The 25,531-nt window shown below is 67.7% G+C and carries 22 protein-coding genes; 10 read left to right on the forward strand and 12 right to left on the reverse strand.

Annotation, left to right across the window (positions count from 1 at the left end):
- Positions 1-38: 38 nt before the first annotated feature.
- From tssA to ald, 5 genes are all read right to left on the reverse strand, one after another.
- Positions 39-1,103 carry a type VI secretion system protein TssA gene (gene tssA, locus ACW7GZ_RS04045; RefSeq protein ID WP_457008006.1) on the reverse strand — a complete coding sequence of 355 codons (1,065 nt, stop codon included), beginning with the start codon at positions 1,101-1,103 and terminating at the stop codon, positions 39-41.
- A gap of 50 nt (positions 1,104-1,153) precedes the next feature.
- Positions 1,154-1,912 (reverse strand): hypothetical protein, encoded by a 759-nt coding sequence (locus ACW7GZ_RS04050; protein ID WP_457008008.1) that lies wholly within the window; start codon positions 1,910-1,912, stop codon positions 1,154-1,156.
- A gap of 75 nt (positions 1,913-1,987) precedes the next feature.
- A complete protein-coding gene (gene lolA, locus ACW7GZ_RS04055; protein ID WP_457008010.1) occupies positions 1,988-2,629 on the reverse strand; it encodes an outer membrane lipoprotein chaperone LolA in 642 nt (213 codons plus the stop codon).
- 150 nt (positions 2,630-2,779) lie between these two features.
- Positions 2,780-5,080: a DNA translocase FtsK gene (locus ACW7GZ_RS04060; protein WP_457004001.1), complete on the reverse strand. Its 2,301-nt coding sequence runs from the start codon at positions 5,078-5,080 to the stop codon at positions 2,780-2,782.
- 116 nt (positions 5,081-5,196) lie between these two features.
- On the reverse strand, positions 5,197-6,267 hold the full coding sequence (gene ald / locus ACW7GZ_RS04065; RefSeq protein ID WP_457003883.1) for an alanine dehydrogenase: 1,071 nt from the start codon (positions 6,265-6,267) through the stop codon (positions 5,197-5,199).
- A 173-nt stretch (positions 6,268-6,440) separates the two neighbouring features.
- Between ald and trxB the strand changes: the two genes are divergently transcribed.
- From trxB to infA, 4 genes are all read left to right on the forward strand, one after another.
- Positions 6,441-7,394: a thioredoxin-disulfide reductase gene (gene trxB, locus ACW7GZ_RS04070; protein ID WP_457008012.1), complete on the forward strand. Its 954-nt coding sequence runs from the start codon at positions 6,441-6,443 to the stop codon at positions 7,392-7,394.
- Between the two features lie 39 nt (positions 7,395-7,433).
- Complete coding sequence (locus ACW7GZ_RS04075; protein ID WP_457003879.1) at positions 7,434-8,570, forward strand: GNAT family N-acetyltransferase; 1,137 nt, start codon at positions 7,434-7,436, stop codon at positions 8,568-8,570.
- Positions 8,567-9,319: a leucyl/phenylalanyl-tRNA--protein transferase gene (gene aat, locus ACW7GZ_RS04080; RefSeq protein ID WP_457008014.1), complete on the forward strand. Its 753-nt coding sequence runs from the start codon at positions 8,567-8,569 to the stop codon at positions 9,317-9,319. The genes ACW7GZ_RS04075 and aat overlap by 4 nt, the downstream gene beginning before the upstream one ends.
- Positions 9,320-9,471: 152 nt before the next feature.
- Complete coding sequence (gene infA / locus ACW7GZ_RS04085; protein WP_343253921.1) at positions 9,472-9,690, forward strand: translation initiation factor IF-1; 219 nt, start codon at positions 9,472-9,474, stop codon at positions 9,688-9,690.
- Positions 9,691-9,805: 115 nt separating this feature from the next.
- Here infA and clpA read toward each other — a convergent pair whose 3' ends face one another.
- Both clpA and clpS read right to left on the reverse strand, forming a co-directional pair.
- On the reverse strand, positions 9,806-12,085 hold the full coding sequence (gene clpA / locus ACW7GZ_RS04090) for an ATP-dependent Clp protease ATP-binding subunit ClpA (RefSeq protein ID WP_457003875.1): 2,280 nt from the start codon (positions 12,083-12,085) through the stop codon (positions 9,806-9,808).
- Between the two features lie 177 nt (positions 12,086-12,262).
- On the reverse strand, positions 12,263-12,583 hold the full coding sequence (gene clpS, locus ACW7GZ_RS04095) for an ATP-dependent Clp protease adapter ClpS (RefSeq protein WP_343253919.1): 321 nt from the start codon (positions 12,581-12,583) through the stop codon (positions 12,263-12,265).
- A 156-nt stretch (positions 12,584-12,739) separates the two neighbouring features.
- Here clpS and ACW7GZ_RS04100 point away from each other — a divergent pair, with 156 nt between their 5' ends.
- Genes ACW7GZ_RS04100 through ACW7GZ_RS04110 form a run of 3 tightly spaced genes read left to right on the forward strand, consistent with a single transcriptional unit; the run spans position 12,740 to position 14,933 of the window.
- Positions 12,740-13,219, forward strand: coding sequence for an NUDIX hydrolase (locus tag ACW7GZ_RS04100; RefSeq protein ID WP_457003873.1), 480 nt, complete (start codon positions 12,740-12,742; stop codon positions 13,217-13,219).
- A complete protein-coding gene (mnmA, locus tag ACW7GZ_RS04105; RefSeq protein ID WP_457008609.1) occupies positions 13,216-14,328 on the forward strand; it encodes a tRNA 2-thiouridine(34) synthase MnmA in 1,113 nt (370 codons plus the stop codon). Before ACW7GZ_RS04100 ends, mnmA begins: the two co-directional genes overlap by 4 nt.
- 5 nt (positions 14,329-14,333) lie before the next feature.
- Positions 14,334-14,933, forward strand: coding sequence for a lysogenization protein HflD (locus ACW7GZ_RS04110; protein WP_457003997.1), 600 nt, complete (start codon positions 14,334-14,336; stop codon positions 14,931-14,933).
- Positions 14,934-15,045: 112 nt separating this feature from the next.
- Here ACW7GZ_RS04110 and ACW7GZ_RS04115 read toward each other — a convergent pair whose 3' ends face one another.
- From ACW7GZ_RS04115 to ACW7GZ_RS04130, 4 genes are all read right to left on the reverse strand, one after another.
- The gene (locus ACW7GZ_RS04115) at positions 15,046-15,411 is read right to left on the reverse strand and encodes a DUF3817 domain-containing protein (RefSeq protein ID WP_457003871.1); all 366 of its coding nucleotides are present in this window, start codon (positions 15,409-15,411) and stop codon (positions 15,046-15,048) included.
- A 197-nt stretch (positions 15,412-15,608) separates the two neighbouring features.
- Positions 15,609-18,203 (reverse strand): bifunctional aconitate hydratase 2/2-methylisocitrate dehydratase, encoded by a 2,595-nt coding sequence (acnB, locus tag ACW7GZ_RS04120; RefSeq protein ID WP_457003870.1) that lies wholly within the window; start codon positions 18,201-18,203, stop codon positions 15,609-15,611.
- A 49-nt stretch (positions 18,204-18,252) separates the two neighbouring features.
- A complete protein-coding gene (locus tag ACW7GZ_RS04125; RefSeq protein ID WP_457003868.1) occupies positions 18,253-18,681 on the reverse strand; it encodes a type II toxin-antitoxin system VapC family toxin in 429 nt (142 codons plus the stop codon).
- 8 nt (positions 18,682-18,689) lie between these two features.
- Positions 18,690-18,935, reverse strand: coding sequence for an AbrB/MazE/SpoVT family DNA-binding domain-containing protein (locus ACW7GZ_RS04130; protein ID WP_457003866.1), 246 nt, complete (start codon positions 18,933-18,935; stop codon positions 18,690-18,692).
- Positions 18,936-19,025: 90 nt separating this feature from the next.
- Between ACW7GZ_RS04130 and acnA the strand changes: the two genes are divergently transcribed.
- Positions 19,026-21,869 (forward strand): aconitate hydratase AcnA, encoded by a 2,844-nt coding sequence (acnA, locus tag ACW7GZ_RS04135; protein WP_457008016.1) that lies wholly within the window; start codon positions 19,026-19,028, stop codon positions 21,867-21,869.
- Positions 21,870-22,141: 272 nt separating this feature from the next.
- Here acnA and ACW7GZ_RS04140 read toward each other — a convergent pair whose 3' ends face one another.
- Complete coding sequence (locus ACW7GZ_RS04140) at positions 22,142-22,606, reverse strand: nuclear transport factor 2 family protein (protein ID WP_457003862.1); 465 nt, start codon at positions 22,604-22,606, stop codon at positions 22,142-22,144.
- A gap of 136 nt (positions 22,607-22,742) precedes the next feature.
- Between ACW7GZ_RS04140 and ACW7GZ_RS04145 the strand changes: the two genes are divergently transcribed.
- Positions 22,743-24,422 (forward strand): long-chain fatty acid--CoA ligase, encoded by a 1,680-nt coding sequence (locus tag ACW7GZ_RS04145; RefSeq protein WP_457003860.1) that lies wholly within the window; start codon positions 22,743-22,745, stop codon positions 24,420-24,422.
- 180 nt (positions 24,423-24,602) lie between these two features.
- Positions 24,603-25,523: a crotonase/enoyl-CoA hydratase family protein gene (locus ACW7GZ_RS04150; protein ID WP_457003858.1), complete on the forward strand. Its 921-nt coding sequence runs from the start codon at positions 24,603-24,605 to the stop codon at positions 25,521-25,523.
- Positions 25,524-25,531: the final 8 nt, after the last annotated feature.

Consider the following 25,531-nt stretch of genomic DNA (forward strand, 5'->3'; position numbering starts at 1 on the left):
TCCCGCGCCACGGCGCGGGAGCTTGTTACGGCGGCGATCTATTCGTCGCGCACGCCTTCGTCGACGTCCAGGAGCTCTTCCACCTGGGCCAGCGTGGAGTCATCCTTGATCACCCGCTTCAGCCACACGTGGAGCGGCATCTCGCCCCAGCGTGCCGCTTTCTCGGCAAGATAGGCGACCGGGCTGTGCGGCTCCGTGCGGCGGAAGAATTCCGCCACGCGGCGCAGCTGGGCCAAGGCCTCCCGGCGTGAACCGATCTGCGAGGACAGCCCGCTGCCCTGCCCCGCCGGCGCAGCCGTTTCCTGCGCCTGCGGTTCGTCGCCTTGCTCCAGCTCGATATCACCGTCGAACAGGACTCCCGCGTCCCTTGCATAGCGCATGACCAGGCCTCGCGAATACGCGAGCTGGTCGCGGACCGCGCCGAAGCTCGGGCCATCGCTGCCCAGCCGCGCATCGACGACAAGCTCCAGTTCCTTGAGCGCGGCTTCGCAATCGGGCACTGCGTCGACCAGCTGTGCGTAGAACTCGCGCGAAGTCGCGCGCCGCGCCGCCTCCATCACCTCCAGCGGTGGCAGGCCATCGATCGCGGCAGCGTGTTCATCCGGGCTGTTCTGCCTGATCCGCGCGGTATCGAACTGGATCTGGCTGAAGCTCCCCTGCTGCCCCTGCGTCAGGGGAATGTCCTTGATCCACTGGACCGAGTGCGACAGCAGCCAGCTGAAGTTGCCGATGCGCTGCTCGTAATCGTCATCCTCGACCTCCGGGTACAGCGCGTCCCAATAGCGTTCACACAGCCCGGCCATGACGCGATACCCCTGCGCCAGGCCCTGGAAGCCGTGGAGGCGAACCGACGCCTCGGAAAACCACACGGCAAGCTGCAGGTCCTTGGTGCGCTTGCCCAGCAGCTCGGTCGTGTCGCGGTAAACAGCGGGCCAGTCGGCGACCTTGAGGTCGGTGACCCATTCGCCCTGGTCCAGGGTGGGGTCATCCCCGCGCCTGGCCTCCTGGATCCGGTCGTACTCGATGGAGAACGCCATGTCCTCGCCGCACGGGTTGTCTTCTGAAATCGGTGCCAGCAGTTCCCCTGCTTCCGGCATGGTCATGGTGTCTTCCTGAACATGGTTGTCGGGCGATTCTAGCGTGCCCGACCTGCTCAGTAACCCGCCAGCGGCTCGTCCTCCCGCGCAGCGGCAGCGGTCGCCAATGTGTGGTTGATGCGCAGCCATGTACCGGCGTGCAGGTCGTAGAGCGCCTCGACGTTCGCGACGGTGCTGCCACCGGGCCCGAAGTCGGCAATGCCGCTGGCCTCGATGTGGAGGAAGCGGCTGCCCGACTGCATGCTGCTGATATCGTCGAACTGCAGGAACACGCGCGCGGCCCCGGGCAGTGACTCGAGCTCGCCGGCCATGCGCGCTTCCAGTTCGCCCAGCAGGGCTGCGTCATTGGGGACGAAGCGTTCACCGGCGCCCTCGCCATCCGCTCCCAGGTCGATTTCCGGATAGCCAGCGGTGGCGAACAGGGGGTCGTAGCGGGACCGGTAGTGGAATGCGAGCCAGTCGTCGTCGTTGCCGCTGAAACGAAGCTCGCCTACGCCGTGCACGACGTGGTCTCGCGGGCCCGTGATCTCCACCTCCGCTGCGCCGAGCTTCAGCTCCAGCATGCTGTCGCCGAACTCATCGCCAAGTGTGGCGACCAGCACCGCGGCAACGGCCGCCAAGACCTGCTCGTCCACCGGCGAAGGCATGGAAATGGTGTCGGCAGCCCGCACAGCAGCGTCCTCTCCTGCCTGCGCGGATGCACACGGCGCGGCCACGGAAAGCATGGCCAGGAGCAGCAGCTTGGCGCGGCGGACTGCCGGCATGGAGGGTGTCCCGTTGCGGTTATGTTCCTGAGAACGCAGGAACGGCGCCAACGGGGACACCATGGACACCTTTCAGGTCTCCGCGGGCAGCATTCCGGGCCGGCGCCAAGCACCGGCCCCGAAGACTCACCCCTCGCCGACCACGTCCACGCCAGCCGGCGCGACGAAGCGGAAGGTCCCGCGATCGAAGGCAGGGTTCCGCTTCCAGCCGCTGAACGTGACCTCGGTGCGCTGGCCCAGGCTGTCGACCACTTCCATGCGCACCAGCGACGCACCCTTGAAGCCCAGGCGGGCGCTGCTGAAGCTGGCCTGGTCGGCATCGCGCGGCGACAGCTGGAGCCAGGAAAGGCCCTCGGCCTCACCGCCTTCGCGGACGTTGAAGTCGCGCTCGAGCTTCGCCGGATCGACCAGGGCCGCCAGCGGGCTGTTCTGCTCTTCCGGCCCCTGCGCACGCACGGTCACCTGCTCGAGGTCGGGATCGTAGACCCAGATCTTCTCGCCATCGGCCACGATCAGCTGCTCGTAGGGCGTCGCGTATTCCCAGCGGAACAGGCGCGGCGCCGACAGCGCGACGCGGCCGCTGGAGGTTTCCTTCAGGCGGCCATCGAGGTCGTAGAGCTTCTGTTCGAACTGTCCGTCGAGCCCCTTGAGGCTGGCGCTGAACACAGCGAGATCGTCGCGGGCGCCCGCGTACGCGGTGCCGGCGATGGTGGACAGCAGGGCCAGTGCGGCCAGCCAGTAGCGCATGCGGGTCATAGGTGGCTCCATCCGGGGAATGCGTTGCGAAGTGTCGCTTGCGCAGGCTGAATGCGGGATCACGCGAGTTTCCAATGTGGGAATGGCCATGCTCGCGAGTTCCCATTGTGGGAGCGGCCATGGCCGCGATCGCCGCTATAGCGGCTCCCACAAGTCGAAGGGCTACTGCGGCGGCGGCGGCGCAAGCACGCTGCGGTCGCCGTTGTGCTCCGGCGGCGTGACCACGCCTGCGGCCTCCATGGCCTCGACCAGCCGCGCGGCGCGGTTGTAGCCGATCTTGAGCCTGCGCTGCACGCCCGAGATCGACGCGCGCCGGGTCTCGGTCACCACGCGTACGGCCTCGTCGTAGAGCGGATCGCTCTCGTCGCCGCTGCTGCTGGACTCAGGCAGGCCGGTGGCGCCGACCACGACGCCGTCGCCCATGGTCTGCACTTCTTCCAGAACGCCGGTGATGTAGTCCGGGCCGCCGCCCGACTGCTTCAGGTTCTCGACCACGCGATGCACCTCTTCGTCGGAGACGAAAGCACCGTGCACGCGCTCGGGCATGGCCGTGCCCGGCGGCAGGTAGAGCATGTCGCCGTGGCCGAGCAGCGTCTCCGCGCCCGACTGGTCCAGGATCGTGCGCGAGTCGATCTTGCTCGACACCTGGAACGCGATGCGGGTCGGGATATTGGCCTTGATCAGGCCGGTGATGACGTCGACCGACGGCCGCTGCGTGGCCAGGATCAGGTGGATGCCGGCCGCGCGGGACTTCTGCGCCAGGCGCGCGATCAGCTCTTCCACCTTCTTGCCGACGATCATCATCATGTCGGCGAATTCGTCGATGAAGATGACGATGAACGGCAGGGGCTCGAGCGGCTGCGGCAGCTCGTCGATGTCGGGGTTGGCCTTGAACAGCGGGTCCAACAGCGGCTGCCCGCTGTCCGCGGCCTCGCGCACCTTCTTGTTGAAGCCGGCCAGGTTGCGCACGCCCACCGCGCTCATCAGCTTGTAGCGGCGCTCCATCTCGGCCACGCACCAGCGCAGGCCGTTGGCGGCCTCCTTCATGTCGGTGACCACCGGCGCCAGCAGGTGCGGGATGCCCTGGTAGACGCTGAGCTCCAGCATCTTCGGGTCGATCATCAGCATGCGCACGTCCTTGGCGGACGCCTTGTACAGCAGGCTCAGCACCATGGCGTTGACCGCCACCGACTTGCCCGAGCCGGTGGTGCCGGCGACCAGCAGGTGCGGCATCCGCGCAAGGTCGGCGACCGTCGGCCGGCCGGCGATGTCCTTGCCCAGCGCAAGCGTCAGCGGGCCGGCCGCCTTGTCGTATTCCTTCGAGCGCAGGAGTTCGGACAGGTAGATCATCTCGCGGTGCGTGTTGGGCGTTTCCAGGCCGATCACCGACTTGCCCGGGATCACGTCGACCACGCGCACCGACTTCACCGAAAGGCCGCGGGCGATGTCCTTGTCCAGCGAGCTGATCTGGCTGACCTTGATGCCCGGCGCAGGCTCGATCTCGAAGCGGGTGATCACCGGGCCCGGATAGGCGCCGACCACCTGCGCGTCGATGCGGAAGTCCTTGAGCTTGAACTCGATCTGCCGCGACAGGGTTTCCAGGGTGTCGTCGTCGTAGCCCTTGGGCTGCGGCTTGGGATCGTCCAGCAGCGCCAGCGGCGGGATGCCGCTGCCGTCGGCGACGTTGAACAGCGGGATCTGCTGCTCGCGCTTGGCGCGCTCGCTCTTTTCCACCACCGGTGCCGGCGGCGGCTCGATCCGGACCTTGCCGCGCTTGGCGCGCAGCTCGGTGTCGATCTTGCGGACCTCGGTGCGCTCCTCGCGGTGGGCGCGCGCTTCCTGCCACTCGCTGGCCTGCTTGCTGCCGCGGCGGAACAGCTCCGGCAGCCGCAGCACCCAGTGACCGATGACATCCATCACCTTGAACCAGGACAGGCCCGTGGCCAGGGTCACCGACACCAGCAGCAGCGCCAGCAGGAACAGGTTGCCACCCACCGGCCCGAACGCCGAATACAGCGAGTTGCCGACCAGGCGGCCGAGGATGCCGCCGCTGCCCGCCGAATAGCCCGCCACCGCGCCAATGCGCAGGTACAGGAGTCCGGTCGACGAGACGATGAAGCCGACAATGCCCACGAGCCGCAGCGCCGGGCCGAGATCGGCCTCGCCATCGCCATCGGTGTCCATGCCGAAGAGAGCGATCCAGGCCACCGCGCCGAGGATCAGCGGCAGCACGAACGCGACGTGGCCGAACAGCCCCAGCAGCACGTCGGCGGTCCAGGCACCGACCCTGCCGCCGGCGTTGTTCAGCGGCGCGGTCAGGCTGCCGGCGTTGCTCCAGCCCGGATCGGACGGCGAATACGTCGCCAGGCACACCATCAGGTACACCAGCAGCGGCGCGATCGCGATCAGCGCGATGTCGCGCAGCAGCTTCTGCCGGCGCGGATTGGGTGCCGAGGCGGCAATGCGCGGCGCCGGTTTGCGCTGGCGCCGGGTGCCGCGTTCGGATGCCGGGCGTGCTACCACGTGTGATCAGGCCTTAAGAAGTTCCTGCAATGAGATGATTTTAATCACATTGCAGGTCAAACGGCCATGCCCAGCAGGGCGGGATGGACCAGTTGGCCCCCGGCGACGTTGATGCCGCGCGCCAGCGCCGGGTCGGACGTCCAGTCGCCGCCGGCGGCCAGCCGGTTCACCCAGGGCAGGATCGTGGCGCAGATCGCCTGCGAGGACGTCTGTGGCACGGCGCCGGGCATGTTGGTCACGCAGAAGTGGGTCACGCCCTCTTCGACGTAGGTCGGCGCCTTCCAGGTGGTCGGTCGCGAGGTCTCGAAGCAGCCGCCCTGGTCGATCGCGATGTCGACCAGCACGCTGCCCGGCTCCATCGCCTTGAGCATGTCGCGGGTCAGCACCTTGGGCGCCCTGGCCCCGGCCACCAGCACCGCACCGATCACCAGGTCGGCGGATGCCACCTCGCGCGCGACCACGTCGTGGTAGGGATAAAGCGCAGTGACGTTGGCGCCCAGGCGCATCATTTCGTCCATGCGGTCGGTGCGCATCTCGAACACGGTGACGTTGGCGCCGCCGGCGGCGGCCAGGGTGGCTGATGCACCGCCCGCCTTGCCGCCCCCGAACACCACGACCTTGCCGCGATCGGTCGAAGGCAGTCCGCCGAGCAGCTTGCCCTTGCCGCCTTCCGGCTGGTGCAGGAGGTGCGTGCCGACCTGCACGCCAATGCGGCCGGCGACGATCGACATCGGCGCAAGCAGCGGCAGGTCTCCGTTGGGAAGCTCCACGGTCTCGAAGGCGACGGCGGTCAGGCCGATGTCGAGCAGGCTGCGGGTCAGCGCAGGCTCGGCCGCCAGGTGCAGGTAGCAGAACAGGAGGTGGTCGCGGCGCAGGTGCTCGAGGTCGCCTGCGATCGGCTCCTTGACCTTGACGATCATCTCGCCCTTTTCGTACAGCGCGGCGGCATCGGGGGCGATGTTGACGCCCAGCGCGGCGTAGTCGGCATCGGCGAAACCGGACTTCACCCCGGCATCCTTTTCCAGCCATACATCGTGGCCGCGCTTGACGAGATCGCCCGCCGCGGCGGGGACGAGGGCGACGCGACCCTCCAGGGTCTTTGTTTCCTTGGGAACGCCGATACGCATCTTTCGCCCTCTGGGGTGATGCACGAAAAACGCCGCATTTGCGGCGCGTCTCAATCCTGCTGCGGGCAACCCTGCGTTGCAGCCACGACAGCCGCTTGCGCCTTGTCTTGCCGCCCCGGCGACGCCAAGCTATGGGCTTCCCAACGCCGTGTTTCCATGGCCCGCGAGTATACATGACCACTTCCAAGCACTGCCGCCTGCTCATCCTCGGTTCCGGTCCCGCCGGCTGGACCGCCGCCGTCTACGCCGCCCGCGCCAACCTCAAGCCCGTGGTCGTCACCGGCCTGCAGATGGGCGGCCAGCTGATGACCACCACCGAGGTCGACAACTGGCCCGGCGACGCGCACGGACTGATGGGCCCGGACCTCATGAACCGCATGCAGGCGCACGCCGAACGCTTCGAGGCCGAGGTCATCTTCGACCAGGTGCACAGCGCCGACCTGTCGCAGCGCCCGTTCCGCCTGAAGGGCGACAACGGCGACTACACCGCCGATGCGCTGGTGATCGCCACCGGTGCCACCGCCAAGTACCTGGGGCTGCCATCGGAAGAGGCGTTCAAGGGCCGCGGCGTCTCCGCCTGCGCCACCTGCGACGGCTTCTTCTACAAGGACCAGGACGTGGCCGTGGTCGGCGGCGGCAACACCGCGGTCGAGGAGGCGCTGTACCTGTCCAACATCGCGCGCAAGGTCTACCTGGTGCACCGCCGCGACACCCTGCGCGCGGAGAAGATCATGCAGGACAAGCTGCAGGCCAAGATCGACGCCGGCAAGATCGTGCCGGTATGGCACCACGTGGTCGACGAGGTACTCGGCAACGAGGCCGGCGTGACCGGCCTGCGCCTGAAGTCGGTGCAGGACGACAGCACGCGCGAAATCGACGTGCACGGCTTCTTCGTCGCCATCGGCCACACGCCCAACACCTCGCTGTTCGAAGGCCAGCTGGCGATGAACAACGGCTACCTCGAGATCCGCTCGGGGCTGGCCGGCGGTGCCACCGAAACTTCGGTGCAGGGTGTGTTCGCCGCCGGCGACGTGGCCGACCAGGTGTATCGCCAGGCGATCACCTCGGCCGGCTTCGGCTGCATGGCGGCGCTGGATGCCGAGCGCTTCCTCGACAAGGACGCCTGAGCGGCGGCGCGCGGCGGGCGGCCCCGGTTGAGCCGCGGCATGCCCGTCGTGCGCATCCACGCTTCGCTTTCAGGCATCCCGGCCGCGGGCTGGGACGCGCTGCATGACGGCGGCAACCCGTTTGTCGCGCACGCCTTCCTGGAAGGAATGGAGTCCGCCGGCTGCCTGCGTCCGCGTTGGGGCTGGACGCCCCGGCACGTCGCGCTGTGGGACGGCGACACGCTGGTCGCCGCGGCACCCGGCTACCTGAAGGAGAACTCGCACGGCGAGTTCGTCTTCGACCACGCGTGGGCGCACGCCTATGCGCGCTACGGACGTGATTACTTTCCCAAGTGGCTGGGCGCGGTGCCCTACTCCCCGGTCACCGGGCCGCGACTGCTGGCGCGCGACGAGGCCGCGCGCGCCCGGCTGCTCGCGGCCATCGCCGACGACGCGCTCGCGCTGGGACTGTCTTCGGCCCACGTGAATTTCCACACGGCCGCGGAAGAGGCCGTCTTCGGCGATGACTGGCTGCGGCGCACGGACATCCAGTACCACTGGCGCAACGCGGCGGGCTGGCCCGACTTCACGGCCTTCCTCGCCGACATGGACCACCGCCACCGCAAGAACATCCGCCAGGAGCGGGCGAAAGTCGCGCGCGCCGGGGTCACGTTCCGGGTGCTGCACGGCGACGAGGCGACCGCGACCGACCTCGCCAACATGCATGACTTCTACCTCGAGACATTCGCCGATTACGGCAACTCGCCGGCGCTGACCCTCGAATTCCTGCACCACCTGGCCGCCACCATGCCGCGTGCGCTGGTACTGGTGCTGGCCGACCTCGACGGCGAAGCCATCGCCGGTGCGCTGTGCCTGCGCGGTCGCGACACGCTGTACGGGCGCTACTGGGGCGCCGTGCGCCAGCTGCCCGGGCTGCACTTCGAGACCTGCTACTACCAGGGCATCGAGTACTGCCTGCGCGAGGGGCTTTCGCACTTCGAGCCGGGCGCCCAGGGCGAGCACAAGATCGCGCGCGGCTTCCTGCCCACGGCCGTGCGCAGCCGCCACTGGATTGCCGACCCCGACTTCCGCCAGGCACTTTCGGAGTGGTGCCGGCAGGAGGAAGCCACGGTCGACGGCATGATGCAGGCGCTGATGCGGCGCTCGCCCTTCCGCGACGTGCCGGCTGCCACGTGAGCCGCGCCTTGCCCGCCCTGCTGGACGCGGACCCGGGCGCGCCGTTCCCGGATCCGGCGACGGCCCTGCGTGAGCCTGACGGCCTGCTTGCCGTGGGCGGCGACCTGGCTCCGGCGCGGCTGCTCAATGCCTATGCCAACGGCATCTTTCCCTGGTATTCGGAAGGCCAGCCCCTGCTCTGGTGGTCCCCGGATCCACGCACGGTCTTCCGCACCGACGGTGTGTACCTGTCATCGCGCTTCCGCAGGCAGCTTCGGGGCTCGGACTGGAGCGTGGTCGCCGATCGCGCGTTCGACGAGGTCGTCCACGCCTGCGCCACGACCGTTCGCGGCGACGGCCACGGGACCTGGATCACCGACACCATGCGCGAGGCGTATTCGGCCCTGCACGCCCTGGGCCACGCGCATTCCATCGAGGTCCGGGGCGGGGACGGACGGCTGGCGGGCGGGCTCTACGGCGTCGCGGTGGGCCGGATGTTCTTCGGCGAAAGCATGTTCAGCGGGCAGAGCGGTGGCTCGAAGGTCGCCCTTGCCGCATTGGCCCGCGTGCTGAATGGCTGGGGCTGGCCATTGCTGGACGCCCAGGTGGAGAACGCGCACCTGGTGCGGATGGGCGCGCAGTCCTGGCCGCGCGACCGGTTCCTGGCCGAAGTGCGCCGCCTCACCGCCCTGCCCGGCAGGGTGGGGTCTTGGGCGGGTGACTTCGGCGAGCTTTCCGCACCCGCGCTGGCCCGCTGGGAGCAGCTATAGCCGCGATGCCGTTGGCGGGGGTCGATCGACTGGGCCGCGATCGCGGCCATGGCCGCTCCCACAGGGAACTTTTGCGCTACGCGGCCGGGCGTGCGACAATTCCCGTCTTACGGGCAACGCGCCCGGCCCACAGATTGGTCAGTACATACCGCATGGCGAAAGACGATGTCATTGAATTCGAAGGCGCGGTCTCCGAGACGCTTCCCAACACGGTGTTCCGTGTGAAGCTGGAGAACGGGCATGAGATCATCGCGCACATCTCCGGGCGCATGCGCAAGAACTACATCCGCATCCTGACCGGTGACCGGGTCAAGGTCGAAATGACCCCGTACGACCTGACCAAGGGTCGCATCACGTATCGCATGAAGTAAGGCGCGCCCGCGCCTGAAGAGGAAAGGCGGCCCGCGGGCCGCCTTTTTTGTAGTGGGAGCGGCCATGGCCGCGATCGCCGCTATAGCGAGACCCACCGCCCGGGGGCCGGGCAGCTCAGTCCACGGTCGCCGGCAGCAGCTTCTCCGGCTCCGCCTGCACGTCGAGCACCAGCTCGCCGTCCACGGCGTCGATCGAGACCTTGCCACCGCCCGCAAGGCGCCCGAACAACAGCTCGTCGGCCAGCGGCCGCTTCACCTTGTCCTGGATCACCCGCGACATTGGCCGCGCGCCCATCAGCGGGTCGAAGCCATGCTGGGCCAGCCACTCGCGCGCCGCCGGCGTCGCCGCCAGGCTCACGCTCTTCTCGTGCAGCTGCTCCTCGAGCTCGATGATGAACTTGTCGACCACGCGCAGGATGTGCTCGAAGCCCAGCGGCTGGAACTGCACGATGGCGTCCAGGCGGTTGCGGAACTCCGGCGTGAAGCCCTTGCGGATCACCTCCATCGCATCCGTGCTGTGGTCCTGCTGCATGAAGCCGATCGTGCGCCGCGCCGCCTGCGCTGCGCCCGCATTGGTGGTCATCACCAGGATCACGTTGCGGAAGTTGGCCTCGCGACCGTTGGTATCGGTCAGGATGCCGCGGTCCATCACCTGCAACAGGATGTTGAAGATGTCCGGATGCGCCTTCTCGACCTCGTCCAGCAGCAGCACGCAGTGCGGCGTCTTGACGATCTTCTCGGTCAGGAGCCCGCCCTGGTCGAATCCGACGTAGCCCGGCGGCGCGCCGATCAGGCGACTGACCGAGTGCGATTCCATGTACTCCGACATGTCGAAGCGCACCAGCTCGATGCCCAGCTGCAACGCCAACTGGCGCGTGACCTCGGTCTTGCCGACGCCGGTGGGGCCCGCGAACAGGAAGTTGCCGATCGGCTTGTCGGGATTGGCCAGGCCGGAGCGCGCGAGCTTGATCGCCGACGTCAGCGTTCCGATCGCCGGATCCTGGCCGAAGATCACCATCTTGAGGTTGCGCTCGAGATGCTCCAGCACGTCCTTGTCCGAAGCGCTGACCTGCTTGGCCGGGATGCGCGCCATCTTGGCGACGATGGTCTCCACCTCCTCGACGTCGATCAGCGACTTGCGCAGGTTTTCGGGCAGCAGGCGCTGGCGCGCGCCGGCCTCGTCGATCACGTCGATCGCCTTGTCAGGCAGCAGGCGGTCGCCGATGTGCTTGACCGACAGGTCCACCGCCGCCTGCAGCGCCTCGTCGGCGTAGGTGACGTCATGGTGGGCCTCGTAGCGGGGCTTCAGGCCCTGCAGGATCTCGTAGGTCTCACCGACCGTTGGCTCGACGATGTCGATTTTCTGGAAGCGGCGCGCAAGCGCCCGGTCCTTCTCGAAGATGCCGCGGTATTCCTGGAAGGTGGTCGAGCCGATGCAGCGCAGCTCGCCCGAAGCCAGCGCCGGCTTGATCAGGTTCGACGCGTCCATCGTGCCGCCCGACGCGGAACCGGCACCGATGATGGTGTGGATCTCATCGATGAACAGGATCGCGCTCTCGTGCTTGCCGACCGCGGCCAGCACCGCCTTCAGCCGCTTCTCGAAGTCGCCGCGGTACTTGGTGCCGGCCACCAGCGCACCCAGGTCGAGCGAGTAGATGGTGGCATCGGCCAGCACCTCGGGCACTTCGCCATCGACGATGCGTTTGGCCAGGCCCTCGGCGATCGCGGTCTTGCCGACGCCGGCCTCGCCGACGTACAGCGGGTTGTTCTTGCGGCGGCGGCAGAGCACCTGGATGGTGCGCTCGATTTCCTCGGCGCGGCCGACCAGCGGGTCGATCTTGCCCTGGCGGGCAAGTTCGTTGAGATCGCTGGCGAACTCTTCCAGCGCGTCGCCCTTGCCTTCGCCCTCGCCGACTTCGGCCTTGGGCTCGGAATCGCCGGAGTCGGACTGCGGCTCCTCACCCGTGCGTGCGATGCCATGCGACAGGTAATTCACCACGTCGAGCCGGCTCACGTCCTGCTGGTTCAGGAAATAGACGGCGTGCGAATCCTTCTCGCCAAAGATCGCCACCAGCACGTTGGCGCCGCTGACCTCCTTCTTGCCGGAGGACTGCACGTGGTAGACCGCGCGCTGCAGGACGCGCTGGAAGCCCAGCGTGGGCTGGGTGTCGCGGCCGTCGTCATCGGCCAGCCGGGAAACAGAGCTGGCGATGGCCTGCTCGAGGTCGGAGCGCAGGCGGTGGAAGTCGGCGTCGCAGGCCTTCAGCACCGTCTCTGCCGAAGGGTTGTCGAGCAGCGCCAGCAACAGGTGCTCGACCGTCATGTACTCGTCGCGTGCCTCGCGGGCGCGCTTGTAGCACTGGCCGATGCTGTATTCGAGATCCTTGCTGAACATGGGGCGGGGGCCTCCTGGATTCACTGCTTACCAGATGGGGATGCCCGGAGGCTTTTTCCATCCGGCGACGGATTCCTTGTAGGCCTTCGCCTGCACCAATGGCAAGCGTCGGCCACGGGCCACAGTATCCCGGCAGGCGATGTCAGCGCAGGGTGCAGGCGAAGGCGGCGGATCCGCTCAGGCCTTTTCCATCGTCGACAGCAGCGGGTGCTGGTTCAGGCGCGCGTACTCGTTGACCTGGGCGACCTTGGATTCGGCCACGTCGCGGGTGAATACCCCGCACACGCCGCGACCTCGGGTATGCACGTGAAGCATGACCTGGGTGGCACGTTCCAGGTCCAGGCCGAAGAAGCGCACCAGCACTTCCACCACGAAGTCCATCGGCGTGTAGTCGTCGTTCAGCAGGAAGACGGAATACAGCGGCGGCCGCGCCAGTTCGGGGCGACCGACCTCGACGGCGACGCCGTGGTCGCGCTCATGTCCGGAGTTGTTGCTCATGGCCGTGATTATACCGGCGCGCCCGGTGGACGGACCCCGCCTGCCGGGGGAAAATGCCCTGCCAGCCAACGGTTCCCGCATGCAGCCTGCCCGCCTTGTCCCGACGATCCACGCCGACGCCCCGATGCGTCCGGGCGCGCGTGGGCGCTACCGGCCGTGACCTATCGGCAGGGCCGGGTCTGGCAGCCCGACGTGACCGTCGCCACCGTGGTGGTCGACGACGGCCGCGTGCTCTGCGTCGAGGAGTACTCCGCGGGCCGACTGGTGCTGAACCAGCCCGCCGGCCACCTCGAGCCCGACGAGGACCTTGTAGATGCGGCGGTGCGCGAAACCCTCGAGGAATCCGGATGGACGGTGGAGCCCACCGCCTTCATCGGCGCCTACCAGTGGACCTCCCCCACCCGCCCGGACGGCACGCCGGGCCGCCACTACCTGCGCTTCGCCTTCGCTGCGCGACCGCTCTCGCATGATCCGGCGCGGTCACTGGACGAGGGCATCGTGCGCGCGATGTGGCTGACTCCCGCAGAGCTGGAGGCGCAGGCGGAGCGACACCGCAGCCCCCTGGTCTGGCAGGTCGTGGCCGACCACCTGGCCGGCAGCCGGCAGCCGCTTTCGCTGCTGCGCTCGGTGCGCTGATGGCGCCGCGCATCATCCTCGGCATGTCCGGCGGCGTGGATTCCTCGGTCGCCGCCCTGCTCCTGCGCGACGCCGGCGAATCCATCGCCGGACTGTTCATGGACAACTGGGCCGATGACGGCAGCGGCCACTGCCGCGCCGACGAGGACCGCCGCGACGCCGTGGCCGTCTGCGGCCGGCTGGGGATCCCGATCCACTTCCGCGACTTTTCCGGTGAGTACTGGGCCGGCGTGTTCGAACACTTCCTGGCCGAGTACGCAGCGGGGCGTACGCCCAATCCCGACGTGCTCTGCAACCGCGAGATCAAGTTCAAGCATTTCCTGGATGCCGCGCGCGAGCTGGGCGCCGCGCGCATCGCCACCGGCCACTACGCGCGCGTGGACCACGACGGCGCGCACTGGCGCCTGCTGCGCGCCGCCGACCGCGGCAAGGACCAGAGCTACTTCCTGCACCAGCTCGGGCAGGCGCAGCTCGCCGCCACCGTGTTTCCGCTAGGCGAACTGAAAAAAGGCGACGTGCGCGCGATGGCCAGCGCAGCCGGCCTGCCGACCGCGGCGAAGAAGGACTCGACCGGCATCTGCTTCGTCGGCGAGCGCGATTTCCGCGAGTTCCTCGGCCAGTACCTGCCGGCGCGGCCGGGTGAGATCCGCACGCCCGGCGGGCAGGCCGTGGGCGAACACCAGGGCGTGTTCTACTACACGCTGGGCCAGCGCGAGGGCCTGCACATCGGCGGCCGTCGCGGTTTCGAAGACAAGCCGTGGTACGTGGTGGGCAAGGACGTGGCGTCCAACGTGCTCACGGTTGACCAAGGGCATGACAGCCCATACCTCATGTCACAGATCCTGCGCAGCGAGGCCGCGCACTGGATCGCCGGCGCGCCGCCATCCACCCGTTTCAGCTGCACGGCGCAGACGCGCTACCGGCAGCAAGAGGAGCCCTGCGAAGTGACAGTCGATGATTCTGGTGCCCTGCGGGTCGCCTTCCCGCGCCCGCAGCGCGCAGTGACGCCCGGCCAGTCCGTGGTGCTGTACGACGGCGACGCCTGCCTCGGCGGCGCCGTGATCGCCGCTACCGACGCGCCGGCCGGCACGTTGGAGGCATCGGCATGAGCGACATGCACGAGCGCATGCTGGCACTCGCCGGCCTCGCCCAGGCGCTGCGCCAGGTGCGCCGCGTGGCAGAGACCGGACAGGCCGAGGGCACGGTGCTTGAAACCGCGCTTGGCAGCGTGTTCCGGATCGACGCGGAGTCCCCCGCCGACGTTTACGGCGGCGTTCCCAACGTGCGCCCGGGCCTGATGCTGGTGCGCGACTACCTGGCCAACAAGGGCCAGGACCCGCTGCTGCCGAAGCTGGCGCTGGCGGTGACCCAGCTCGAGCGCCGCTTCGTGCAGGACGACGATATCGCCGGGCGCGTGCACGAAGGCATCCTTGCCGCGCGCATCGAGGCCGAACGCCTGGGAACGGCCCACCCGGAGGTGCTGGCGAAGCTCGGCACCCTGTACGCCGACACCGTCAGCCACCTGCGCCCGCGCGTGCTTGTTCAGGGCAACCCGCACTACCTGGGCCAGGCCGCGATCGTGGCCGAGATCCGCGCGATGCTGCTGGCAGCGCTGCGTTCGGCGGTGCTGTGGCGTCAGTTTGGCGGCAGTCCGTGGGACTTCCTGTTGCGCCGTGGGGCGATGGCGCAGGCGGTTGAGGATCTGTTGGGCTGAGGGAGCGGTTGACCAGCTTTTTTGCCACGGATTCGCGCGGATCAGGGCGGATTTTCGCGGATAGGGCAAAAGCGGTTGGGGGTTGGGGTCGGGTTCGGCCGACACTTGGCTGCTACATGGGGCCTGTGCGTTCCGCACCCGGATCAGCCGGCGTCGCCGCTCCCGACAGCAGGCCACGGCGGCGGAACCAGTATTCGAGGGGCAGCGTCGCCAACGGCGGGATCGCGGCAAGCACCGCGAGCAGCAGTGCCCACATCGGCCAGCGCAGCCTGACGCCTGCGACGAATGCGACCACGACATAGAGCAGGAAAGCGGCGCCGTGCAGGCGCCCGAACAGCCAGACGCCGAGTTCGGTCGTGCCGCTGACGTACTTGAGGTACATGCCGACCAGCAGGCCGGCCCAGGTGAAGGCTTCGATCAGGGCGATGGCCGTGAAGAGTTTGCCGGTGGGTGACAGAGGGTTTCGGGGGGATTGCATTTGTTGGGATCCGGATCAAGGCGGGGGTTACAAAGGCGGGATTACATGCTGGTCGCGGCTATGTCCGCTCTGCAGGAGCACGCTCCGGGCGATCGCGGCTAAAGCCGCTCCTACAAGAGCGGGGGATTGGCGGGGGAGGATGTAAGGAAAACGCCCGGCGATGCCGGGCGTCTCCTTGTCTGCGACGGCGGTCGGGATCAGGCCGCCGGCACCGCCTCCGCCACCTCGCGGTACTCCTCGATCTGGTCGAAGTTCATGTAGCGGTAGATCTCCGCGCCATGACCGTCGATCACGCCGACGTCGACCAGGTACTCCTCGCGCGTCGGGATGCGGCCCAGGCGCGAGCAGATCGCCGCCAGCTCCGCCGAACCCAGGTACACGTTCGCACCGCGGCCCAGGCGGTTGGGGAAGTTCCGGGTCGAGGTCGACATCACCGATGCGCCCTCGCGCACCTGGGCCTGGTTGCCCATGCACAGCGAGCAGCCCGGCATTTCCATGCGCGCACCGGCGGCGCCGAAGGTGCCGTAGTGGCCTTCCTTGGTCAGTTCGCTGGCGTCCATCTTGGTCGGCGGTGCGACCCACAGGCGCGTGGGGATGTCGCGCTTGCCTTCCAGCAGCTTCGCCGCCGCGCGGAAGTGGCCGATGTTGGTCATGCACGAGCCGATGAACACCTCGTCGATCTTCGCGCCGGCGACGTCGGACAGGGTCTTGGCGTCGTCCGGATCGTTCGGGCAGCACACGATCGGCTCGACGATCTCGGCCAGGTCGATCTCGATCACCGCGGCGTACTCGGCGTCTGCGTCCGGCTCCATCAGCTGCGGGTCGGCCAGCCATTGCTCCATCTTGTCGATCCGGCGCTGGATCGTGCGCGCGTCGGCATAGCCCTCGGCGATCATCCACTTCAGCAGGGTGATGTTGCTGGTCAGGTACTCGATGATCGGCGCCTGGTCGAGGCGCACGGTGCAGCCGGCGGCGGAGCGCTCGGCCGAGGCGTCGGCGAGTTCGAAGGCCTGTTCGATCTTCAGCTCCGGCAGGCCCTCGATCTCGAGGATGCGACCGGAGAAGATGTTCTTCTTGCCCTGCTTGGCGACGGTCAGCAGGCCTGCCTTGATCGCGTACAACGGGATCGCATGCACCAGGTCGCGCAGGGTGACGCCGGGCTGCATCTTGCCCTTGAAGCGCACCAGCACCGACTCCGGCATGTCCAGCGGCATGACGCCGGTGGCCGCCGCGAAGGCGACGAGCCCCGATCCCGCCGGGAACGAGATGCCGATCGGGAAGCGGGTGTGCGAGTCACCGCCGGTGCCGACGGTATCGGGCAGCAGCATGCGGTTGAGCCAGCTGTGGATGATGCCGTCGCCCGGGCGCAGCGAGACGCCGCCGCGGGTGGAGATGAACTCCGGCAGCGTGTGGTGCGTCTTGACGTCCACCGGCTTCGGATAGGCCGCGGTGTGGCAGAAGGACTGCATCACCAGGTCGGACGAAAAGCCCAGGCAGGCCAGGTCCTTCAGTTCGTCGCGGGTCATCGGGCCGGTGGTGTCCTGCGAACCCACGGTGGTCATCTTCGGCTCGCAGTAGCTGCCCGGGCGCACGCCCTGCCCCTCCGGCAGGCCGCAGGCGCGACCGACCATTTTCTGCGCCAGGGTGAAACCCTTGCCCGTGTCGGCAGGCACCGCCGGCTGGCGGAACAGGTCGACGGCGGGCAGGCCCAGCGACTCGCGCGCCTTGCCGGTCAGGCCACGGCCGATGATCAACGGGATGCGGCCACCGGCGCGCACCTCGTCGAACAGCACCTCGCTCTTGACCTCGAATTCCGCGATCACTTCGCCATTTTTCAGCGCCTTGCCCTCGTACGGACGCAGCTCGACCACGTCGCCGTGCTCCATCTTCGACACGTCGAGTTCGATCGGCAGCGCGCCGGCGTCCTCCATCGTGTTGTAGAAGATCGGCGCGATCTTCGAGCCCAGGCAGACGCCGCCGAAGCGCTTGTTCGGGATGAAGGGGATGTCCTCGCCCGTCCACCACAGCACGCTGTTGGTGGCCGACTTGCGGCTGGAGCCGGTGCCGACCACGTCGCCGACGTAGGCGACCAGGTGGCCCTTGGCCTTGAGGTCGGCGATGGCCTGGATCGGGCCGCGCTTGCCGTCCTCTTCCGGCACGAAGGGCGCATCGGGACGCTTGTTCTTCAGCATCGCCAGCGCATGCATCGGGATGTCGGGGCGGGTGGTCGCGTCCGGCGCCGGCGACAGGTCGTCGGTATTGGTTTCACCCGGCACCTTGAACACGGTGATGGTCATGCTTTCCGCCACTTCGGGCTTCGAGGTGAACCATTCGGCGTCGGCCCAGCTCTGCAGCACGGCCTTCGCGTTGGTGTTGCCGGCCTTCGCCTTCTCCTCCACGTCGTGGAAGGCGTCGAACACCAGCAGCGTGTGCTTCAGGCCCTCGGCCGCGACCGCACCGAGATCGGCATCGTCCAGCAGCTCGACCAGCGGCGCGACGTTGTAGCCGCCAAGCATGGTGCCGAGCAGTTCCGTGGCGCGCTCGCGGCCGATCAAGGCGCTTTGCTCGGTGCCGAACGCGACGGCAGCGAGGTAGCTGGCCTTGACCTTGGCGGCATCGTCCACGCCCGCGGGCACGCGGTGGGTCAAGAGCTCGACCAGGAACTGCTCTTCACCGGCGGGCGGGTTCTTCAGCAGCTCGATGACGTCGGCGGTCTGCTGCGGCGAGAGCGGCAGCGGCGGGATGCCGAGCGCAGCGCGTTCGGCCACGTGATGGCGATAAGCTTCCAACATGGGGGGGGTACTCCAGGAATGTCGCGGTGGAAATGAAGCGTGGATTCGATCAGGGGGCCTTGGGAACGATGACCTTCAGGCCCTTGAAGTAGTCGCGGAAAAAACCTGCGTCGCGGGTGATCAGGCCGGTGCACTGCAGCAGTGCGTGGGCGCCGACGATGAAGTCCGGCACGGTGCGCGGCGAGGCCTGTCCTCCCTGCCCCGCGGCGCGGCGGCGCTGGTTGAAGCGGCGCTGCATCTCGCCGGCACGGATCGCCGAGCGGCGCTCGACGGGCACGTAGCGCATGCCCATTTCTTCAACCACGTCCATGATGTCGGTGCCGTGGCCGAGGCCGGCGGTGATCTCGCTGACCACCACGTCGCACAGCACCACCGGCCCCAGGGCGAGCGCGTCGCGCACGCACTGCTCGGCGGCGTCGGCCGTGCCTGCGTCGTCCCCCAGCAGGTCGATCAGGACAGAGGTGTCGATCGCGATCATCGGCGCGGTCAGGACTCGACCGGGTCGCCCGGCGCGCGCCCGCGCAGCTCGCGCATGACGTCGTCGGTGCTCACGCCCTCGGGCAGCTTGAAGCGGCCACGGGCGCGGGAGATCGCATCGTCCACGTTCTTGCGCAGGATGATGCGGCCGCCTTCCAGCTCGACCTTGAGCAAGGTGCCCTTGGTCAACCCCAGGGCGTCACGCACCGCCTTGGGCAGGGTGATCTGGCCGCGCTCGGCTACGGTGGCTTCCATGGGAACTCCTGCCCCGGGGCGGGGATGGCTGGAACGGTATGCGCGTAGTATACATACCCTGCAAGGCATACCCAAGGCCGCATACCTGGAATGCCGCAAACGCCCGCTTACACATTCATCCGTAGACTGGGGGCCTGCCAGTCCGCCAGCCATCTGCACAAAAGGAGCCCAGCCATGGCCGATTCCTTCTCTACCCGCGACCGCCTCGAAGTCAACGGCAAGTCCTACACCTACGCCAGCCTCGCCAAGCTCGGCCAGCAGTTCGACATTGCCCGCCTGCCCTACGCCATGAAGATCCTGCTGGAGAACCTGCTCCGCCACGAGGACGGCGGGGTCACGGTCGGCAAGGAGCACATCGAGGCGGTGGCGCGCTGGGACGCGACCGCCGAGCCGGACACCGAAATCGCCTTCATGCCCGCGCGCGTGGTGCTGCAGGACTTCACCGGGGTGCCCTGCGTGGTCGACCTCGCGGCCATGCGCGATGCCGTCGCGCGCCTGGGCGGCAGCCCGGACCAGATCAACCCGCTGATTCCTTCCGAACTGGTGATCGACCATTCGGTGCAGGTCGACGTGTTCGGCCGCCCGGATGCGCTGGATCTCAACGGCAAGATCGAATTCCAGCGCAACAGGGAGCGCTACGGCTTCCTGCGCTGGGGCCAGAACGCGTTCGGAAACTTCAAGGTGGTGCCCCCCAATACCGGCATCGTGCACCAGGTGAACCTGGAGAACCTCGCCCGCGTGGTGATGGAGCGCGAGCTGGAGGGCGAGACCTGGGCGTTCCCGGACACCGTGTTCGGCACCGACAGCCACACCACTATGATCAACGGCATCGGCGTACTCGGCTGGGGCGTGGGCGGCATCGAGGCCGAGGCGGCAATGCTGGGCCAGCCTTCGTCGATGCTGATCCCGCAGGTGGTGGGCTTCAAGCTCGGCGGCAAGCTCCCGGAAGGAGCCACCGCCACCGACCTGGTGCTCACCGTCACCCAGATGCTGCGCAAGCATGGCGTGGTCGGCAAGTTCGTCGAATTCTTTGGCGAAGGCCTGCAGCACCTGCCGCTGGCCGACCGCGCCACCATCGGCAACATGTCTCCCGAATATGGCGCCACCTGCGGCATCTTCCCGGTCGATGCCGAGGCCGTGCGCTACCTGCGCCTGTCCGGGCGCAGCGAAGAGCAGATCGCGCTGGTCGAGGCCTATGCGAAGGCGCAGGGCCTGTGGCATGAGCCCGGCCAGGCCGATGCGAGCTATTCGTCGGTGATGGAACTCGACATGGCGACGGTCAAGCCGTCGCTTGCCGGCCCCAAGCGCCCGCAGGACCGCGTGCTGCTCGAAGACATGAAGCGGAACTTCAACGACAACGTCGGCCCCATGACCGCCCAGCGCGAAAAGTCGCGCGACCTGCAGGTCAACCGCTTCGAGAAGGAAGGTGGCGGCCAGCCGCAGGCCGAGCGCCTGGCGGCCAAGCCGGTTTCCAGGATCTCCATCAACGACTGCGACCACGAGTTGAGCGATGGCTCGGTGGTGATCGCGGCCATCACTTCCTGTACCAACACGTCCAACCCGGCGGTGATGCTGGGCGCCGGCCTGCTGGCGCGCAACGCCGTGGCCAAGGGCCTGAAGGCCGCGCCCTGGGTGAAGACCTCGCTCGGCCCGGGCTCGCTGGTGGTCACCGACTACCTGAAGAAGGCCGGCGTCATGGACGACCTGGAGAAGCTCGGCTTCTACGTGGTCGGTTACGGCTGCACCACCTGCATCGGCAACTCCGGGCCGCTGCCGGAAGCGGTGTCCAAGGGTATTGCCGAGAACGACCTCGCCGCGGCCGCCGTGCTGTCGGGCAACCGCAACTTCGAGGGACGCATCCACGCCGAGGTGAAAATGAACTACCTCGCCTCGCCGCCGCTGGTCGTGGCCTACGCGATCGCCGGCACCGTCGACATCGACCTGACCACCGAAGCGCTGGGCCAGGACCGGGACGGCAACGACGTCTACCTGCGCGATATCTGGCCGAGCAACAAGGAAATCGGCGACATGATCGCCGCGACCGTGGGCCCCGAACTGTTCGCCAAGAACTACGCCGACGTGTTCAAGGGCGATGCGCGCTGGAACTCGATGGAATCGCCGGAAAGCGAGCTCTATCCCTGGGACGAGGCCTCGACCTACATCAAGAACCCGCCCTACTTCGACGGCATGACCATGGAGGTCGGCAACATCGACGACATCCATGGCGCGCGCGTGCTCGGCCTGTTCGGCGACTCGATCACCACCGACCACATCTCGCCGGCGGGCGCGATCAAGAAGGACTCGCCCGCGGGCCTGTTCCTGCAGTCGCGCGGCGTGCAGCCGGCCGACTTCAACAGCTACGGCTCGCGCCGCGGCAACGACGACGTCATGGTGCGTGGCACCTTCGCCAACATCCGCATCAAGAACCAGTTCTTCGGCGGCGAGGAAGGCGGCAACACGCTGTACTTCGGCAGCACCCCGCCGGAGAAGATGTCGATCTACGACGCGGCGATGAAGTACAAGGCCGACGGCACGCCGCTGATGGTGATCGCGGGCAAGGAATACGGCACCGGCTCGTCGCGCGACTGGGCGGCCAAGGGCACCAACCTGATGGGCGTGAAGGCGGTGATCGCCGAGAGCTTCGAGCGCATCCACCGCTCCAACCTGGTCGGCATGGGCGTGCTGCCGCTGCAGTTCGTCGAGGGCGAAGGGGCGGCGTCGCTGGGGCTGGATGGCACCGAGACCTATGCGGTGACCGGGCTGCAGGACGGCGCCGCAAAGCGTGCAACGGTGACCGCCACCGCAGCCGACGGCAGCAGCAAGGCGTTCCAGGCCGAGGTGATGCTGCTGACGCCCAAGGAGGTGGAATACTTCCGCAACGGCGGCTTGCTGCACTACGTGCTGCGGCAGCTGGCCGGGCAGCACTCCGCCTGACGCTCCTGTCGCCGCCCCTGCATGAGCGGTCGCAGGGGCGGTTGCAGGGGCGGTTGCAGGGGCGGTTGCAGGAACGGCCGCAGAAGCACCTGTAGGAGCAGCTATAGCTGCGACCCGGCCAGTCCGCACCACTTTGGCCAAGCCATCGCCCTGCACCTGTGGGAGCGGCTATAGCCGCGATCAATCTTGCGACAGTCCTGCGACCCCTTCGCGGCTATAGCCGCTCCTGCAAAGGCCGCTCCTACAAAAAAGCCGCTCCGACGGAAAAAGGATCAGCGCAGCGCCGGCGACCAGTCGGCGCTGGCCATCCGCCAGTCGCCGTCGACAAGGCGCCAGCCGGTGTCGACCTGCCAGGCGCGGGCGCTTTCCGGCAGCAAGCGCCCGCTGCCACCGCCGGAGAGCACGGCGCCAAAGCGCACCCGGGCATGGTTCTCCTGCAGCTCGACATCCAGCGGTCCGGGCAGGACGCCGACGTCGGCGTGGCGAAGGAAATGAAGCGCGGCCAGGCGCCGCGCGCCGTCGCGGTCCAGACCGCCGGGGCCGATGAAATCCTCCGCCAGGAACGACGCGACATCGCCCGCGTCGCGCGCTTCGATTGCCGCCTGCAGCCCCTTGAAAGCGTCCCGCAATGCCTGTTCCGGCGGCGGGCGCGTGCAGCCGATCGCGATCATGCAGAGCAGCACCAGCAGGGCACCGGCGCGCCAAACCGCAGTGTCCCCGCTTCCGTGACTGGGCATGCCGCATCCTCCGATCAATCCAGCGATTGCCAGCATAGCTGCACTGCGCCTTGCCGCGCTGCGGAAGCCTGTGCTCCAATCGAGACGATACGCCGAGGCATGGAGCATGCCGGCACAACAGCCCGAGGGGGAATGAATGAGCAGTACTGAACGGCCGTGGCTGGCGAACTATCCGGAAGGGATCCCGGCGGATATCGATGCCGACGAGTACCCGTCGATCCCCGCGCTGCTCCAGGAAGCGATCGACAAGTACCGCGACCAGCCCGCGTTCTCCAACATGGGCGTCTCGATCACCTACGGCGAGCTCGACACGCTCAGCAACCAGTTCGCTTCCTACCTGCTTGAGGTGCTGAAGCTGAAGAAGGGCGATCGCATCGCGATCATGATGCCCAACTGCCTGCAGTACCCGATCGCGACCTTTGGCGCGCTGCGCGCCGGGCTTGCGGTGGTGAACACCAACCCGATGTATACCGCGCGCGAACTCCGCCACCAGCTGGTGGACTCGGGCGCGCGGGCGATCCTGGTGCTGGACAACTTCGGCCACGTCGTGCAGAAGGTGCTCGCCGACAGCAAGGTCGAAACCGTCATCACCACCGGCCTGGGCGACATGCTCGGCTTCCCCAAGGGCGCGATCGTCAACTTCGTCGTCAAGCACGTGAAGAAGATGGTGCCCGACTATTCCATCCAGGGCACGACCCGCTTCCGCGACACGCTCAAGGCCGGCGCCAGGTACGGCACGCCCAAGGTCGACATCGACCGAGAGGACATCGCCTTCCTGCAGTACACCGGCGGCACCACGGGCGTCGCCAAGGGCGCGATGCTCACCCACCGCAACCTGGTGGCGAACATGCAGCAGGCTTCTGCTTGGGTCAGCAAGCAGGCCAAACCGGGCCAGGAAGTCATTGTCACCGCGCTGCCGCTTTACCACATCTTCGCGCTGACGGCGAACGGACTGGTGTTCACCAAGTTCGGCGCCAAGAACATCTTGATCACCAACCCGCGCGACATGCCGGGCTTCGTCAAGGAGCTCAAGCGCGAGCCGTTCACCGCGATCACCGGCGTCAACACCCTGTTCAATGGCCTGCTCAATACCCCCGGCTTCGAGGACGTGGACTTCTCGCAGCTGCGGCTGACCCTGGGCGGCGGCATGGCCGTGCAGCGCTCGGTGGCCGAGCGCTGGAAGAAGGCCACCGGCGTAACCCTGGTCGAGGCCTACGGACTCACCGAGACATCGCCCGCGGCCTGCATCAACCCGATGGACCTCGTCGAATACAACGGCGCCATCGGCCTGCCCATTCCATCCACAGACGCCTGCGTCAAGGACGAGGAAGGCCGCGTGCTGCCGGTCGGCGAAGTCGGCGAACTGTGCATCAAGGGACCGCAGGTGATGCGCGGCTACTGGCAGCGCCCGGAAGACACGGCGGCGGCGATCGATGCCGATGGCTGGCTGCATACCGGCGACATGGCGCGCATGGACGAAGGCGGTTTCTTCTACATCGTCGACCGCAAGAAGGACATGATCCTGGTCTCGGGCTTCAATGTGTATCCCAATGAGATCGAAGACGTGATCGCGATGATGCCCGGCGTGCTGGAAGTGGCCGCGGTCGGCGTTCCCGACGAGAAATCGGGCGAGGTGGTGAAGCTCGTGATCGTGAAGAAGGATCCGTCCCTGACCGCCGAACAGGTGAAGGCGCACGCGCGCAACGAACTCACCGGCTACAAGCAGCCGCGCATCATCGAGTTCCGTGACGAACTTCCGAAGACGAACGTCGGAAAAATCCTGCGCCGGGAGCTCCGCGACGAAACACCGGCCTGAAGTGTGACTTAGATCACAACTTTAACGGAACACCGTTCGCCCTGGACCCTGCTGCCCCCTCCCCGCTTGCCCAAGCGGGGGAAACAGCGCATAGATGCCTGCTAACGGGCATTCATCATCTTTCCTGGACTCCGCCGGCGGGCCCGGCCGGAGGCGTCCTGCACGTCAGGGGACCTCCACATGAACGTCGAAATGCTGCACGGCAATACCGCCACGGACCTGGCCACGATCCGCATCTCACACGACCCGTCCAACGCCTCGCATTGGTGCCATATGCACGCCACCGGGGCCTTCCGCGACGCGTCATACCGCCCCTGTTTCTCGCCCCGGCTGTTGCGCGAACTGCGCCTGTTCGCGCGCGAGGCCATCGAGGGCTGCCAGGCCGAGGCCGAGGCCGCAACCGGGTCCACCCCGTCGCTGTCGCATATCGTCATCGGTTCCGATGCGCACGTATTCAACCTTGGCGGCGACCTTGACCTGTTCGCGCGGCTGATCCGCGAGCGTGACCGCGACGGCCTGTTGCGCTATGCCACCGAATGCGTCGACAGCATCCACCTGCTGCACACCCGCCTGCACCCCAACGCGCACACCATCGCGCTGGTCGAAGGCGATGCGCTGGGCGGCGGTTTCGAACTCGCCCTCGCCTGCCAGACCATCGTTGCCGAACGCGGCGTGCAGATGGGCTTCCCCGAAGTGCTCTTCGGCCTGTTCCCCGGCATGGGCGCCTACTCGCTGCTCTCGCAACGCATCGGTCCAAGGCGCGCCGAGGCGATGATGCTGGACGGCGTGATGTACAGCAGCGAGCGGCTCCATGAAATGGGCATCGTCGACGTGCTGGTCGAGCCCGGCGAGGGCGTGCGCGGCGTCAACGAGGTCATCCGCCAGAACCGCCGCATCGCCGCTGCCAGGCTGGCCCTGCACCGCGTGCGCGATGCCATCGATCCCGTTTCCCACGAAGACCTGATGGAAGTCACCCGCATCTGGGTGGACACCGCGCTGCAGCTCGGCGACCGCCAACTGCGGATGATGGAGCGCCTGGTGCGCGCCCAGCTGCAGCGGCCCGAATCGCACGGCGCCGCGGCACGCGCCCACGGCCACTGACCGGGCCT

The sequence above is a fragment of the Luteimonas sp. A537 genome, from assembly GCF_054052065.1.